At 50.5% G+C, this 16,726-nt stretch carries 5 protein-coding genes, 1 tRNA gene and 6 rRNA genes; all 12 read left to right on the forward strand.

Annotated elements, in window-relative coordinates:
* Window positions 1-2 precede the first annotated feature (2 nt).
* Window positions 3-911 (forward strand): sulfate adenylyltransferase subunit CysD, encoded by a 909-nt coding sequence (gene cysD / locus AACQ93_RS01765; protein WP_064601725.1) that lies wholly within the window; start codon window positions 3-5, stop codon window positions 909-911.
* Between the two features lie 11 nt (window positions 912-922).
* Window positions 923-2,353 carry a sulfate adenylyltransferase subunit CysN gene (cysN, locus tag AACQ93_RS01770; protein ID WP_064601727.1) on the forward strand — a complete coding sequence of 477 codons (1,431 nt, stop codon included), beginning with the start codon at window positions 923-925 and terminating at the stop codon, window positions 2,351-2,353.
* Window positions 2,354-2,357: 4 nt separating this feature from the next.
* Window positions 2,358-4,094: an SLC13 family permease gene (locus AACQ93_RS01775; RefSeq protein WP_064601729.1), complete on the forward strand. Its 1,737-nt coding sequence runs from the start codon at window positions 2,358-2,360 to the stop codon at window positions 4,092-4,094.
* A 27-nt stretch (window positions 4,095-4,121) separates the two neighbouring features.
* The gene (gene cysC / locus AACQ93_RS01780) at window positions 4,122-4,745 is read left to right on the forward strand and encodes an adenylyl-sulfate kinase (RefSeq protein ID WP_007470754.1); all 624 of its coding nucleotides are present in this window, start codon (window positions 4,122-4,124) and stop codon (window positions 4,743-4,745) included.
* Between the two features lie 12 nt (window positions 4,746-4,757).
* Complete coding sequence (gene cysQ / locus AACQ93_RS01785) at window positions 4,758-5,501, forward strand: 3'(2'),5'-bisphosphate nucleotidase CysQ (protein WP_064601731.1); 744 nt, start codon at window positions 4,758-4,760, stop codon at window positions 5,499-5,501.
* 683 nt (window positions 5,502-6,184) lie between these two features.
* Window positions 6,185-7,736, forward strand: a 16S ribosomal RNA gene (locus AACQ93_RS01790).
* Between the two features lie 298 nt (window positions 7,737-8,034).
* Window positions 8,035-10,922 (forward strand): 23S ribosomal RNA (locus tag AACQ93_RS01795).
* Window positions 10,923-11,009: 87 nt separating this feature from the next.
* Window positions 11,010-11,125: ribosomal RNA gene (gene rrf, locus AACQ93_RS01800) — 5S ribosomal RNA — on the forward strand.
* A gap of 378 nt (window positions 11,126-11,503) precedes the next feature.
* A 16S ribosomal RNA gene (locus AACQ93_RS01805) occupies window positions 11,504-13,055 on the forward strand.
* A gap of 91 nt (window positions 13,056-13,146) precedes the next feature.
* Window positions 13,147-13,222, forward strand: a tRNA-Glu gene (locus AACQ93_RS01810).
* A 242-nt stretch (window positions 13,223-13,464) separates the two neighbouring features.
* Window positions 13,465-16,352: ribosomal RNA gene (locus AACQ93_RS01815) — 23S ribosomal RNA — on the forward strand.
* 86 nt (window positions 16,353-16,438) lie between these two features.
* Window positions 16,439-16,554 (forward strand): 5S ribosomal RNA (rrf, locus tag AACQ93_RS01820).
* The 16S, 23S and 5S rRNA genes sit together here with 1 tRNA gene alongside, the layout of an rRNA operon.
* The last annotated feature ends 172 nt before the right edge of the window (window positions 16,555-16,726 follow it).

The following is a 16,726-nucleotide window of genomic DNA, read 5'->3' on the forward strand; positions in this document are numbered from 1 at the left end:
AGATGGATCCCAAGCGTTTAACCCACCTCAAGCAGTTGGAAGCGGAGAGTATTCATATTATCCGTGAAGTGGCTGCCGAGTTTGATAATCCGGTAATGATGTACTCCATCGGCAAAGATTCGTCAGTGATGCTGCATCTGGCCAGAAAGGCATTCTACCCGGGCAAAATTCCGTTCCCGCTGCTCCATGTTGATACCGACTGGAAGTTCCGTGAAATGATTGAGTTTCGTGACCGTACGGCGAAAAATTATGGCTTTGATTTGCTGGTGCACAAAAACCAGGAAGGGCTGGCGATGGGGATTAACCCGTTCACACATGGCTCATCCAAGCATACCGATATCATGAAAACCCAGTCTCTGAAGCAGGCGCTGAATAAATACGGCTTTGATGCTGCTTTCGGTGGAGCCCGCCGTGATGAAGAGAAGTCGCGAGCCAAAGAGCGCGTTTATTCTTTCCGTGACAAGAACCATACCTGGGATCCGAAGAACCAGCGCCCGGAGCTGTGGAAAACCTACAACGGCCAGATCAATAAAGGTGAAAGCATTCGCGTGTTTCCGCTTTCCAACTGGACTGAGCTGGACATCTGGCAGTACATCTACCTGGAAGGGATTGAAATAGTTCCGCTTTATTTGTCTGAGGTACGTCCGGTCGTCAATCGTGACGGCATGTTGATCATGGTTGATGACGATCGTATGGAGTTGCAGCCAGGGGAAAAAATCGAGCACAAGAGTGTGCGGTTCCGCACCTTGGGATGTTACCCGCTGACCGGAGCGATTGAATCTCAGGCCGATACGCTGCCCGGCATTATTGAAGAGATGCTGGTGGCAACATCGAGCGAGCGTCAGGGCCGGGCGATAGATCATGATCAATCCGGGTCGATGGAGCTGAAAAAACGCCAGGGTTATTTCTAAGGAGAGGATGAATGAACAGCGCAATTGAACAACAAGTGGCGGAGCTGGGTATTGAAGCCTACCTGGATCAGCATCAGAACAAATCTCTGCTTAGATTTCTGACCTGCGGGTCGGTGGATGATGGCAAAAGTACTTTGATTGGCCGCCTGCTCCATGATTCCCAACAGATTTACGAAGATCAGCTGGCTGCTATCCATTCTGATAGTCAGAAGGTAGGGACTACGGGCGACAAGCCGGATTTGGCACTTTTGGTAGATGGCCTTCAGGCTGAGCGCGAGCAGGGGATCACTATTGATGTCGCTTATCGTTATTTCTCTACCAAAAAACGCAAATTCATCATTGCTGATACTCCTGGCCATGAACAGTACACCCGGAATATGGCAACCGGTGCATCAACCTGTGATGTGGCGGTGATTCTGATTGATGCCCGTAAAGGTGTATTGGATCAGACTCGTCGCCATTCTTACATCGCTAGTCTGCTGGGGATCCGTCACTTTGTGGTGGCCGTCAATAAGATGGACCTAGTCGGTTTTGACCAGTCTCGCTTTGAGGCGATCCGGGATGAGTATTTAGCCTTTGCCGATAAGTTGAATGCTGAGCTGGAGATCCAGTTGGTGCCGTTGTCGGCCCTGGATGGCGACAATGTAGTTGAGCGCAGTCAGCATACGCCTTGGTATGAAGGCGAGCCGTTACTGGACATTCTGGAGTCGGTTGAAATCGGTCAGGAGAAAGACTGCGGCTTGTTCCGTTTCCCGGTTCAGTATGTCAACCGACCCAATCTGGATTTCCGAGGCTTTGCCGGCACAGTCGCATCCGGCAGTGTCAGCGTCGGAGATGCTGTCAAAGTGCTACCTTCAGGTAAAAGTTCAACCGTAGCACGTATCGTGACTTTTGACGGTGATCTGAAAGAAGCCTTCCCGGGACAAGCGGTGACATTAACCTTGCAGGACGAAATTGATATCAGTCGTGGCGATACGCTGGTGGCGAAAGATGATGAGGTGCCGCTGAGCAGCCGTTTGCTGGCCGATATTGTCTGGATGGCGGAAGCCCCGCTTGAGGCCGGACGTCAGTATGACATTAAAGTTGCCGGTAAGAAGACCATTGGCTCTGTTGAGGTAATTCGCCATCAGGTAGATATCAATAACCTGGAAACCTTCAAAACTGACATTCTGCCGCTTAATGGTATTGGTTTGTGTGAAGTTGTCCTTAATGAGCCGATAGCCGTGGATGCTTACAAGGATTGCACCGATACCGGAGGTTTTATTCTGATTGATCGCCTGAGCAATGTGACCGTGGGTGCCGGAATGGTTCGCGAAGCACTGACAGGTAAGAAAACGGCTCTTGAAGGTAACCACAGTGCGTTCGAAATTGAACTCAATGCGCTGATACGAAAGCACTTCCCGCACTGGGATGCAAAAGACATCAGTAAGTTACTGGGATAAGGCAATGAACTGGGAACAAGGAATGGTTCTTGCCATGTTAATGGTGATTGTGACCTGTCTGCTGACAACGCGGATCAAGCCGGCATATCTGTTTGCTGGGGCGGCGTTTGTCGGTTTTCAGACCGGGATGATTGCGTTGCCGACTCTGGCCGGTAACTTTACCAACTCATCACTGTTAACTCTGGTATTGCTGATCCTTGTTTCCGTTGCCTTGGAGAAAACCCGCCTGATCAGTTGGGTTGGCCGCCAGATTTCACAAGGCGGCCAGTCGACAGTGGTAGCCAAGCTTGGATTGTCGACGGCATTTTTATCTTCTTTTACTAATAATACGGCGGTGGTGGTGTCATTGATTGGGGCGATTAAGCGTAATCAGCGTCATGCCCCGTCCCGCTTGCTGATCCCGCTTTCCTATACCGCAATTCTTGGTGGCACGCTGACTCTGATCGGTACATCAACCAACCTTATCATTAATAGCTTTGTTGAAGATGCCGGATTGCCGGGACTGGATTTCTTTGCCCCGACAACCATTGGTCTGGCTGTTTTGGTGTTCGGCTTGCTGATCCTGATCCCGCTGAGTTATCTATTGCCTGTATATGACGATCATTCCCAGGACGATCTGCCTTACTTTTTGGAAGCAAAAATAGAAGGCGGTTCACCACTGGCTGGTAAAACCGTAGCAGAAAACGGACTGCGCGCCTTGCGCCGACTTTTTTTGGCAGAGGTGATCCGAGACGGCAAGGCATTAGCCCCTGTTTGCCCGGATACCCGTTTGTTGGCCGGAGATACTTTGCTGTTTTGTGGGGATATCGGCAGTGTGGCAACGCTACAAGAAATTAACGGGCTGCATTTATTTGGTCAGCATCATATGAACGGCCAGTCTATGCTGGAGCTAATAGTGAGCCATTCCGCAGGGATCCGCGGTAAGACATTAAAAAGCGCCCGTTTTCGGGAGCGGTTCGATGCGGTTGTGGTTGCCATTCGGCGAGGGCACGAGCGCCTGGCTGGTGGTCTTGGCAATATAGAGCTGCATGCCGGCGATACTCTGGTGGTGGTGCCGGGGAAAACTTTCGGGGAGAAGAAACAGCGGCTCAATCGTGAGTTTGTGTTGGTCAATGGTTTGGATTCCAGTGCCCGGCTTGACAGCAGTAAGAGCTTTGCCGTCCTGGCGGGGTTTATGGGCGTTATTGCTGCCGCTTTACTTGATATTTTTCCGATCATCAACGGGCTTGCCGCATACCTGCTGGTACTGTTGGCTACTGGGATCATTTCTTTCGCTGAAATCCGGCGCCGGTTTCCTGTCGACATCATAGTGATTGTTGGTTCAGCTTTGTCACTGGCGCAGTTGATGATATCCAGTGGTCTGTCCGAGCGGATGGGCAATATGCTGATGGCATCGTTTGAAAGCTGGGGGATATATGGTGCTTTGATTGCCATTTACCTTCTTACCCTGGTGTTGACTGAGTTGGTAACAAACAATGCAGCGGCTGCGCTCGCTTTTCCTATTGCCTATAGCCTTGCGCTCAGTTACGGCGCAGATCCTATGCCATTTATCATGGCTATTTTATTTGGAGCCAGTGCGAGCTTTATTTCGCCTTATGGGTATCAGACGAACCTTTTGGTTTATAGCGTCGGGAACTACAAGCTAAGGGATTATCTTCGTGTGGGCTTGCCTGTTTCTGTTGTGTATTCAGTTGTTGTGCTGGTTTTGATCCCGCAACTGTTCCCCTTTTTCCCTTCATAAAAGAACACCTTTATTACGGAGCTAATTATGACAGCCGCAGTACAGCCACATAAAGATGAGAATGTAGTCTGGCACCGCCATCATATCGATAAAGATTTTCGTGCCGGGCAAAAACAACAGAAGCCCTGTGTTATGTGGTTTACCGGCTTGAGTGGCGCTGGTAAGTCCACAGTGGCGGGAGCGCTGGAGTTTCGTTTGGCGGAACTGGGTTATCACACTTATTTACTCGATGGTGATAATGTCAGGCACGGGCTATGTCGGGATTTGGGGTTTTCAACGGAAGATCGCAGGGAGAACATCCGCCGAATTGGCGAAGTTGCTAAGTTAATGGCTGATGCTGGCCTGATAGTACTGAGCGCTTTTATTTCGCCATATCGTCAGGAGCGGCAGTTGGTCAGAGAGCTATTGCCTGAAGGGGAGTTTCTTGAGGTTTTTGTTGATACTCCCCTGACTGAATGTGAGAAGCGTGATCCGAAAGGCTTGTATAAGAAAGCCCGGGCGGGTGAAATTAAGCAATTCACAGGGATTGATTCTGAATATCAGTCACCTCAAGAACCGGAGATTCACCTATCGGCCGGAGAGGTGTCTGTGACAGAGTTGGTTGACCTGTGTATCGCATCTTTAAAAGAGCGTCAGATTATCCGCGAATAAAAGGAGCTACGGTTGAGTAACTTACTCGAATCAATTTATGACATAGCGCTTGAAGCAGGAGCTGCGATCATGGAGCGCTATCATGGCAACATTCAGGTTGAAGAGAAAGCGGATAGTAGTCCGGTAACCGAGGCTGATCTTGCGGCCAATACCATTATTGTTGAGCAGCTTACTAGGCTTACTCCTGAAATACCTCTTCTAACAGAAGAGTCGGCACATACCCCATGGTCGGAAAGACAGGAATGGAGTACGTTCTGGCTGGTGGATCCGTTAGATGGCACCAAAGAGTTCCTCCGGAAAAATGGAGAGTTCACCGTCAATATCGCCTTAATTGAAAATGGCAAACCGGTCTTGGCGGTTGTTCATGCTCCTGCACTGGAAAAAACATGGCTGGGCGATAGTGATAAAGCTTGGCTCCAGACCAAAGCTGGACGAGAACAAATAAAAGCAAGACTATCTACAGTACCGATAGTCGTTGGAAGTCGTTCTCATCCGAGTCCGGATATGGCGGATTACCTGTCAAACTTGGGTGAGCATAAAATGATAGAGGTCGGTTCATCTCTGAAATTCTGTATGGTTGCAGAAGGGCGGGCTCAGTATTATCCGCGCTTGGGACCGACCATGATGTGGGATACTGCTGCTGGCCAATGTATTGCAGAAAGTGCCGGCGCGAAAGTGCATCAGTTCAACGGTGATGAATTGAATTATCACCGGGAGGATCTTCTGAATCCCTACTTTATCGTGGAAGTGGCATAAAGAGCAGGCAGCTATAGGCTGCCTTTTTTGTCAAATCACCCTATCAATTATCCGCTTTTTTGTTTTTTGACTACACTTACTTTCTGTGGCGATAAATATGAAGTGCTAATTCATGTGTGTGAATTGCTTTATTTGTTGTCGTTTTTAAGGGGTTTGGTCTGAATTGCCATCGATCAGTCAAAAAATCAAAAAAAACGATTGTCTTATATTTCCTTCTCCCTATAATGCCGCTCCATCGACAGGTTAACCCAGTACTTAGTAAGCTATTTGTAAGTTGTGGATAACTTGTTGGTTGTAAGGTTGGCAACAAAATATGTTTTAAAAAGGGCTTGACGTGCTTTTTAAAGTGAATAAAATGGCCAGCCTCTTTAGTTGAGAGCTCGAAAGCATTGAAAGTTAATGTTTTGCTTAGCTGAAGCTAGGTCGGAAGCGGTTTTGAGAGTTTCAAAAAAAACTTCTTGACTTAAAAGAAAAGGGGTGTAACATACGCAGCCCTGACCAACACTGAGTTGTTGAGTCAATGTTCTTTAACAATTTGACCATGCAATCTGTGTGGGCACTCGTGAAATGATTAGTCAAAAAGATTTATCAATGAAGCTGAGTGACCAATTGATACTTAGGTATCAGCACAGTCAATTCTTACTTAGAAATAAGTAATAACAGTATTCATTGAGCCAAAACTTGAATTGAAGAGTTTGATCATGGCTCAGATTGAACGCTGGCGGCAGGCCTAACACATGCAAGTCGAGCGGCAGCGACATGATAGAAGCTTCGGTGGACATCATGGGCGGCGAGCGGCGGACGGGTGAGTAATGCCTGGGAATATGCCCTGATGTGGGGGATAACCATTGGAAACGATGGCTAATACCGCATAATCTCTTCGGAGCAAAGAGGGGGACCTTCGGGCCTCTCGCGTCAGGATTAGCCCAGGTGGGATTAGCTAGTTGGTGAGGTAACGGCTCACCAAGGCGACGATCCCTAGCTGGTCTGAGAGGATGATCAGCCACACTGGAACTGAGACACGGTCCAGACTCCTACGGGAGGCAGCAGTGGGGAATATTGCACAATGGGGGAAACCCTGATGCAGCCATGCCGCGTGTATGAAGAAGGCCTTCGGGTTGTAAAGTACTTTCAGCAGTGAGGAAGGGGTGTACGTTAATAGCGTGCATCTTTGACGTTAGCTGCAGAAGAAGCACCGGCTAACTCCGTGCCAGCAGCCGCGGTAATACGGAGGGTGCGAGCGTTAATCGGAATTACTGGGCGTAAAGCGCATGCAGGCGGTCTGTTAAGCAAGATGTGAAAGCCCGGGGCTTAACCTCGGAACAGCATTTTGAACTGGCAGGCTAGAGTCTTGTAGAGGGGGGTAGAATTTCAGGTGTAGCGGTGAAATGCGTAGAGATCTGAAGGAATACCGGTGGCGAAGGCGGCCCCCTGGACAAAGACTGACGCTCAGATGCGAAAGCGTGGGGAGCAAACAGGATTAGATACCCTGGTAGTCCACGCCGTAAACGATGTCTACTTGGAGGTTGGGACCTTGAGTTCTGGCTTTCGGAGCTAACGCGTTAAGTAGACCGCCTGGGGAGTACGGTCGCAAGATTAAAACTCAAATGAATTGACGGGGGCCCGCACAAGCGGTGGAGCATGTGGTTTAATTCGATGCAACGCGAAGAACCTTACCTACTCTTGACATCCACGGAATCCTTTAGAGATAGAGGAGTGCCTTCGGGAACCGTGAGACAGGTGCTGCATGGCTGTCGTCAGCTCGTGTTGTGAAATGTTGGGTTAAGTCCCGCAACGAGCGCAACCCTTATCCTTGTTTGCCAGCACTTCGGGTGGGAACTCCAGGGAGACTGCCGGTGATAAACCGGAGGAAGGTGGGGACGACGTCAAGTCATCATGGCCCTTACGAGTAGGGCTACACACGTGCTACAATGGCATATACAGAGGGCGGCCAACCAGCGATGGTGAGCGAATCCCAGAAAGTATGTCGTAGTCCGGATTGGAGTCTGCAACTCGACTCCATGAAGTCGGAATCGCTAGTAATCGTGGATCAGAATGCCACGGTGAATACGTTCCCGGGCCTTGTACACACCGCCCGTCACACCATGGGAGTGGGCTGCACCAGAAGTAGATAGCTTAACCTTCGGGAGGGCGTTTACCACGGTGTGGTTCATGACTGGGGTGAAGTCGTAACAAGGTAGCCCTAGGGGAACCTGGGGCTGGATCACCTCCTTAACGATAGACTGCTCATTTGATGCAGTGTCCACACAGATTGCTTGGTTAATATGTGAAAGAACGGCAAGAGTGCTAATGAATAACGTCAGTTATTGATTAACGCTTTTGCGTTATGCTCTTTAACAATCTGGAAAGCTGACTAGTAATTCATAATTGAATTATTGTTCTTCGAAAGAAGAACGAGTTCTCAAGCAATACACATTCAAGTGTCTTGTGTAAGAGTCCGGCAAAACTATTCCATCAATACTCAGATGGAAAACCTTGGTTGTTTGCCATACGAAACCTCTTGGGGTTGTATGGTTAAGTGACTAAGCGTACACGGTGGATGCCTTGGCAGTCAGAGGCGATGAAGGACGTGCTAACCTGCGATAAGCCGAGAGGAGATGGTAAGAATCACTATACTCTCGGATTTCCGAATGGGGAAACCCACTTGTATAAGCAAGTATCACAACGTGAATACATAGCGTTGTGAGGCGAACCGGGGGAACTGAAACATCTAAGTACCCCGAGGAACAGAAATCAACCGAGATTCCGGCAGTAGCGGCGAGCGAAACCGGATTAGCCCTTAAGCTAGTCTTGCGTTAGGTGAACAAGCTGGAAAGCTTGGCGATACAGGGTGACAGCCCCGTAGCCGACGGCGCATAACGAGTGAAATCGAGTAGGACGGGACACGTGATATCCTGTCTGAACATGGGGGGACCATCCTCCAAGGCTAAATACTCCTGACTGACCGATAGTGAACCAGTACCGTGAGGGAAAGGCGAAAAGAACCCCTGTGAGGGGAGTGAAATAGAACCTGAAACCGTGTACGTACAAGCAGTAGGAGCCCTTCGGGGTGACTGCGTACCTTTTGTATAATGGGTCAGCGACTTAATTTCAGTAGCAAGGTTAACCGAATAGGGGAGCCGTAGGGAAACCGAGTCTTAACTGGGCGTGCAGTTGCTGGGATTAGACCCGAAACCAGGTGATCTAGCCATGGGCAGGTTGAAGGTGAGGTAACACTTACTGGAGGACCGAACCGACTAATGTTGAAAAATTAGCGGATGACTTGTGGCTAGGGGTGAAAGGCCAATCAAACCTGGAGATAGCTGGTTCTCCCCGAAAGCTATTTAGGTAGCGCCTCGGACGAATACTACTGGGGGTAGAGCACTGTTAAGGCTAGGGGGTCATCCCGACTTACCAACCCTTTGCAAACTCCGAATACCAGTAAGTACTATCCGGGAGACACACGGCGGGTGCTAACGTCCGTCGTGGAGAGGGAAACAACCCAGACCGCCAGCTAAGGTCCCAAAGTTATAGCTAAGTGGGAAACGATGTGGGAAGGCTCAGACAGCCAGGATGTTGGCTTAGAAGCAGCCATCATTTAAAGAAAGCGTAATAGCTCACTGGTCGAGTCGGCCTGCGCGGAAGATTTAACGGGGCTAAGCTATACACCGAAGCTGCGGCAATGCGCATTAGCGTATTGGGTAGGGGAGCGTTCTGTAAGCGGTTGAAGGTGAGTCGTAAGGCTTGCTGGACGTATCAGAAGTGCGAATGCTGACATGAGTAACGATAAAGGGGGTGAAAAACCTCCTCGCCGGAAGATCAAGGGTTCCTGTCCAACGTTAATCGGGGCAGGGTGAGTCGACCCCTAAGGCGAGGCCGAAAGGCGTAGTCGATGGGAAACGGGTTAATATTCCCGTACTTCTTGCTATTGCGATGGGGGGACGGAGAAGGCTAGGTGGGCCAGGCGACGGTTGTCCTGGTTCAAGGGTGTAGGCTGTATTCTTAGGCAAATCCGGGAATACATCAGGCTGAGACCCGATGTCGAGCTGCTACGGCAGTGAAGTCATTGATGCCATGCTTCCGGGAAAAGCCTCTAAGCTTCAGATAGTAAGGAATCGTACCCCAAACCGACACAGGTGATCAGGTAGAGAATACCAAGGCGCTTGAGAGAACTCGGGTGAAGGAACTAGGCAAAATGGTACCGTAACTTCGGGAGAAGGTACGCTGCTGGCGGTGAAGAGACTTGCTCTTGGAGCTGCCGGCAGTCGCAGATACCAGGTGGCTGCAACTGTTTATTAAAAACACAGCACTGTGCAAAATCGAAAGATGACGTATACGGTGTGACGCCTGCCCGGTGCCGGAAGGTTAATTGATGGGGTTAGACTTAGGTCGAAGCTCTTGATCGAAGCCCCGGTAAACGGCGGCCGTAACTATAACGGTCCTAAGGTAGCGAAATTCCTTGTCGGGTAAGTTCCGACCTGCACGAATGGCGTAATGATGGCCACGCTGTCTCCACCCGAGACTCAGTGAAATTGAAATCGCAGTGAAGATGCTGCGTCCCCGCGGCTAGACGGAAAGACCCCGTGAACCTTTACTACAGCTTGGCACTGAACATTGACCCTACATGTGTAGGATAGGTGGGAGGCTTCGAAGCAGGTACGCCAGTATCTGTGGAGCCGTCCTTGAAATACCACCCTTGTAGTGTTGATGTTCTAACTTGGCCCCGTCATCCGGGGTGAGGACAGTGCCTGGTGGGTAGTTTGACTGGGGCGGTCTCCTCCCAAAGCGTAACGGAGGAGCACGAAGGTGGGCTAATCACGGTCGGACATCGTGAGGTTAGTGCAATGGCATAAGCCCGCTTGACTGCGAGAATGACGGTTCGAGCAGGTGCGAAAGCAGGTCATAGTGATCCGGTGGTTCTGAATGGAAGGGCCATCGCTCAACGGATAAAAGGTACTCCGGGGATAACAGGCTGATACCGCCCAAGAGTTCATATCGACGGCGGTGTTTGGCACCTCGATGTCGGCTCATCACATCCTGGGGCTGAAGTCGGTCCCAAGGGTATGGCTGTTCGCCATTTAAAGTGGTACGCGAGCTGGGTTTAGAACGTCGTGAGACAGTTCGGTCCCTATCTGCCGTGGGCGCTGGATGATTGAGAGGGGCTGCTCCTAGTACGAGAGGACCGGAGTGGACGAACCGCTGGTGTTCGGGTTGTGTCGCCAGACGCATTGCCCGGTAGCTAAGTTCGGAATCGATAACCGCTGAAAGCATCTAAGCGGGAAGCGAGCCTCAAGATGAGTCATCCCTGATACTTCAAGTATCCTGAAGGGCTGTTCAAGACTAGAACGTTGATAGGCAGGGTGTGTAAGCGCTGTGAGGCGTTGAGCTAACCTGTACTAATTGCCCGTGAGGCTTAACCATACAACACCCAAGGGGTTTTATTGGACTCCATGAGCACTTGAATGTAGTGCGAGAACCTAGACAGTTTTCAAGATTGTAAGAATTTTGCTTGGCGACCATAGCATTATGGACCCACCTGATCCCATGCCGAACTCAGTAGTGAAACGTAATAGCGCCGATGGTAGTGTGGGGCCTCCCCATGTGAGAGTAGGACATCGCCAGGCTTTGATTTCAGGAAGCCCGTTGGCAACAACGGGCTTTTCTTTCGCTCCGATTGAATGCGATGTGAGCGGAGTCAACATAGGGTTTTTGCTTTTCCATTGAGGCAATGAAAAAGTTGAAAATTTTATCTTGACTGGACGTCAGAAAAGCGTATTATACGCCACCTGACTTGCTGATGCACACAGTGCTAAGGCATTGAAAGTCAACGTTCTTTAACAATTTGACCATGCAATCTGTGTGGGCACTCGTGAAATGATTAGTCAAAAAGATTTATCAATGAACTGAGTGACCAATACAAATACTAAGTTTACTTATTATTTGGCACAGTCAATTCGTTTCAACTTCGGTTGGAACAATCAGTATTCATTGAGCCAAAACTTGAATTGAAGAGTTTGATCATGGCTCAGATTGAACGCTGGCGGCAGGCCTAACACATGCAAGTCGAGCGGCAGCGACATGATAGAAGCTTCGGTGGACATCATGGGCGGCGAGCGGCGGACGGGTGAGTAATGCCTGGGAATATGCCCTGATGTGGGGGATAACTATTGGAAACGATAGCTAATACCGCATAATCTCTACGGAGCAAAGAGGGGGACCTTCGGGCCTCTCGCGTCAGGATTAGCCCAGGTGGGATTAGCTAGTTGGTGGGGTAACGGCTCACCAAGGCGACGATCCCTAGCTGGTCTGAGAGGATGATCAGCCACACTGGAACTGAGACACGGTCCAGACTCCTACGGGAGGCAGCAGTGGGGAATATTGCACAATGGGGGAAACCCTGATGCAGCCATGCCGCGTGTATGAAGAAGGCCTTCGGGTTGTAAAGTACTTTCAGCAGTGAGGAAGGGGTGTACGTTAATAGCGTGCATCTTTGACGTTAGCTGCAGAAGAAGCACCGGCTAACTCCGTGCCAGCAGCCGCGGTAATACGGAGGGTGCGAGCGTTAATCGGAATTACTGGGCGTAAAGCGCATGCAGGCGGTCTGTTAAGCAAGATGTGAAAGCCCGGGGCTTAACCTCGGAACAGCATTTTGAACTGGCAGGCTAGAGTCTTGTAGAGGGGGGTAGAATTTCAGGTGTAGCGGTGAAATGCGTAGAGATCTGAAGGAATACCGGTGGCGAAGGCGGCCCCCTGGACAAAGACTGACGCTCAGATGCGAAAGCGTGGGGAGCAAACAGGATTAGATACCCTGGTAGTCCACGCCGTAAACGATGTCTACTTGGAGGTTGGGACCTTGAGTTCTGGCTTTCGGAGCTAACGCGTTAAGTAGACCGCCTGGGGAGTACGGTCGCAAGATTAAAACTCAAATGAATTGACGGGGGCCCGCACAAGCGGTGGAGCATGTGGTTTAATTCGATGCAACGCGAAGAACCTTACCTACTCTTGACATCCACGGAATCCTTTAGAGATAGAGGAGTGCCTTCGGGAACCGTGAGACAGGTGCTGCATGGCTGTCGTCAGCTCGTGTTGTGAAATGTTGGGTTAAGTCCCGCAACGAGCGCAACCCTTATCCTTGTTTGCCAGCACTTCGGGTGGGAACTCCAGGGAGACTGCCGGTGATAAACCGGAGGAAGGTGGGGACGACGTCAAGTCATCATGGCCCTTACGAGTAGGGCTACACACGTGCTACAATGGCATATACAGAGGGCGGCCAACCAGCGATGGTGAGCGAATCCCAGAAAGTATGTCGTAGTCCGGATTGGAGTCTGCAACTCGACTCCATGAAGTCGGAATCGCTAGTAATCGTGGATCAGAATGCCACGGTGAATACGTTCCCGGGCCTTGTACACACCGCCCGTCACACCATGGGAGTGGGCTGCACCAGAAGTAGATAGCTTAACCTTCGGGAGGGCGTTTACCACGGTGTGGTTCATGACTGGGGTGAAGTCGTAACAAGGTAGCCCTAGGGGAACCTGGGGCTGGATCACCTCCTTAACGATAGACTGCTCATTTGATGCAGTGTCCACACAGATTGCTTGGTTAAAAAGTAAAGAACATGTTCAGGTGCCCAAACCTGACACACTTAGTCCCATTCGTCTAGAGGCCTAGGACACCGCCCTTTCACGGCGGTAACAGGGGTTCGACTCCCCTATGGGACGCCACTCTTTAAGGTTTTTTCCTTAAGAAACTTTAAAAAGTGGTTCCTGATGGAAACACATGCTCTTTAACAATCTGGAAAGCTGACTAGTAATTCATAATTGAATTATTGTTTGTCGAAAGACAAACGAGTTCTCAAGCAATACACATTCAAGTGTCTTGTGTAAGAGTCCGGCAAAACTATTCCATCATTTACTCAGATGGAAAACCTTGGTTGTTTGCCATACGAAACCTCTTGGGGTTGTATGGTTAAGTGACTAAGCGTACACGGTGGATGCCTTGGCAGTCAGAGGCGATGAAGGACGTGCTAACCTGCGATAAGCCGAGAGGAGATGGTAAGAATCACTATACTCTCGGATTTCCGAATGGGGAAACCCACTTGCATAAGCAAGTATCACAACGTGAATACATAGCGTTGTGAGGCGAACCGGGGGAACTGAAACATCTAAGTACCCCGAGGAACAGAAATCAACCGAGATTCCGGCAGTAGCGGCGAGCGAAACCGGATTAGCCCTTAAGCTAGTCTTGCGTCAGGTGAACAAGCTGGAAAGCTTGGCGATACAGGGTGACAGCCCCGTAGCCGACGGCGCATAACGAGTGAAATCGAGTAGGACGGGACACGTGATATCCTGTCTGAACATGGGGGGACCATCCTCCAAGGCTAAATACTCCTGACTGACCGATAGTGAACCAGTACCGTGAGGGAAAGGCGAAAAGAACCCCTGTGAGGGGAGTGAAATAGAACCTGAAACCGTGTACGTACAAGCAGTAGGAGCCCTTCGGGGTGACTGCGTACCTTTTGTATAATGGGTCAGCGACTTAATTTCAGTAGCAAGGTTAACCGAATAGGGGAGCCGTAGGGAAACCGAGTCTTAACTGGGCGTACAGTTGCTGGGATTAGACCCGAAACCAGGTGATCTAGCCATGGGCAGGTTGAAGGTGAGGTAACACTTACTGGAGGACCGAACCGACTAATGTTGAAAAATTAGCGGATGACTTGTGGCTAGGGGTGAAAGGCCAATCAAACCTGGAGATAGCTGGTTCTCCCCGAAAGCTATTTAGGTAGCGCCTCGGACGAATACTACTGGGGGTAGAGCACTGTTAAGGCTAGGGGGTCATCCCGACTTACCAACCCTTTGCAAACTCCGAATACCAGTAAGTACTATCCGGGAGACACACGGCGGGTGCTAACGTCCGTCGTGGAGAGGGAAACAACCCAGACCGCCAGCTAAGGTCCCAAAGTTATAGCTAAGTGGGAAACGATGTGGGAAGGCTCAGACAGCCAGGATGTTGGCTTAGAAGCAGCCATCATTTAAAGAAAGCGTAATAGCTCACTGGTCGAGTCGGCCTGCGCGGAAGATTTAACGGGGCTAAGCTATACACCGAAGCTGCGGCAATGCGCATTGGCGTATTGGGTAGGGGAGCGTTCTGTAAGCGGTTGAAGGTGAGTCGTAAGGCTTGCTGGACGTATCAGAAGTGCGAATGCTGACATGAGTAACGATAAAGGGGGTGAAAAACCTCCTCGCCGGAAGATCAAGGGTTCCTGTCCAACGTTAATCGGGGCAGGGTGAGTCGACCCCTAAGGCGAGGCCGAAAGGCGTAGTCGATGGGAAACGGGTTAATATTCCCGTACTTCTTACTATTGCGATGGGGGGACGGAGAAGGCTAGGTGGGCCAGGCGACGGTTGCCCTGGTTCAAGGGTGTAGGCTGTATTCTTAGGCAAATCCGGGAATACATCAGGCTGAGACCCGATGTCGAGCTGCTACGGCAGTGAAGTCATTGATGCCATGCTTCCGGGAAAAGCCTCTAAGCTTCAGATAGTAAGGAATCGTACCCCAAACCGACACAGGTGATCAGGTAGAGAATACCAAGGCGCTTGAGAGAACTCGGGTGAAGGAACTAGGCAAAATGGTACCGTAACTTCGGGAGAAGGTACGCTGCTGGCGGTGAAGAGACTTGCTCTTGGAGCTGCCGGCAGTCGCAGATACCAGGTGGCTGCAACTGTTTATTAAAAACACAGCACTGTGCAAAATCGAAAGATGACGTATACGGTGTGACGCCTGCCCGGTGCCGGAAGGTTAATTGATGGGGTTAGACTTAGGTCGAAGCTCTTGATCGAAGCCCCGGTAAACGGCGGCCGTAACTATAACGGTCCTAAGGTAGCGAAATTCCTTGTCGGGTAAGTTCCGACCTGCACGAATGGCGTAATGATGGCCACGCTGTCTCCACCCGAGACTCAGTGAAATTGAAATCGCAGTGAAGATGCTGCGTCCCCGCGGCTAGACGGAAAGACCCCGTGAACCTTTACTACAGCTTGGCACTGAACATTGACCCTACATGTGTAGGATAGGTGGGAGGCTTCGAAGCAGGTACGCCAGTATCTGTGGAGCCGTCCTTGAAATACCACCCTTGTAGTGTTGATGTTCTAACTTGGCCCCGTTATCCGGGGTGAGGACAGTGCCTGGTGGGTAGTTTGACTGGGGCGGTCTCCTCCCAAAGCGTAACGGAGGAGCACGAAGGTGGGCTAATCACGGTCGGACATCGTGAGGTTAGTGCAATGGCATAAGCCCGCTTGACTGCGAGAATGACGGTTCGAGCAGGTGCGAAAGCAGGTCATAGTGATCCGGTGGTTCTGAATGGAAGGGCCATCGCTCAACGGATAAAAGGTACTCCGGGGATAACAGGCTGATACCGCCCAAGAGTTCATATCGACGGCGGTGTTTGGCACCTCGATGTCGGCTCATCACATCCTGGGGCTGAAGTCGGTCCCAAGGGTATGGCTGTTCGCCATTTAAAGTGGTACGCGAGCTGGGTTTAGAACGTCGTGAGACAGTTCGGTCCCTATCTGCCGTGGGCGCTGGATGATTGAGAGGGGCTGCTCCTAGTACGAGAGGACCGGAGTGGACGAACCGCTGGTGTTCGGGTTGTGTCGCCAGACGCATTGCCCGGTAGCTAAGTTCGGAATCGATAACCGCTGAAAGCATCTAAGCGGGAAGCGAGCCTCAAGATGAGTCATCCCTGATACTTCAAGTATCCTGAAGGGCTGTTCAAGACTAGAACGTTGATAGGCAGGGTGTGTAAGCGCTGTGAGGCGTTGAGCTAACCTGTACTAATTGCCCGTGAGGCTTAACCATACAACACCCAAGGGGTTTTATGGACTCCATGAGCACTTGAATGTAGTGCGAGAACATAGTCAGATTTTCCAGATTGTAAGAATTTGCTTGGCGACCATAGCATTATGGACCCACCTGATCCCATGCCGAACTCAGTAGTGAAACGTAATAGCGCCGATGGTAGTGTGGGGCCTCCCCATGTGAGAGTAGGACATCGCCAGGCTTTGATTTCAGGAAGCCCGTTGGCAACAACGGGCTTTTCTTTCGCTCAAACCGGACAGGATGTGAGCGGAGTCAACATAGGGTTTTTGCTTTTCCATTGAGGCAATGAAAAAGTTGAAAATTTTATCTTGACTGGACATCAGAAAAGCGTATTATACGCCACCTGACTTGCT

It is taken from the genome of Photobacterium sp. J15 (assembly GCF_963870815.1).
GTDB classification, from domain to species: Bacteria; Pseudomonadota; Gammaproteobacteria; order Enterobacterales; family Vibrionaceae; genus Photobacterium; species Photobacterium marinum.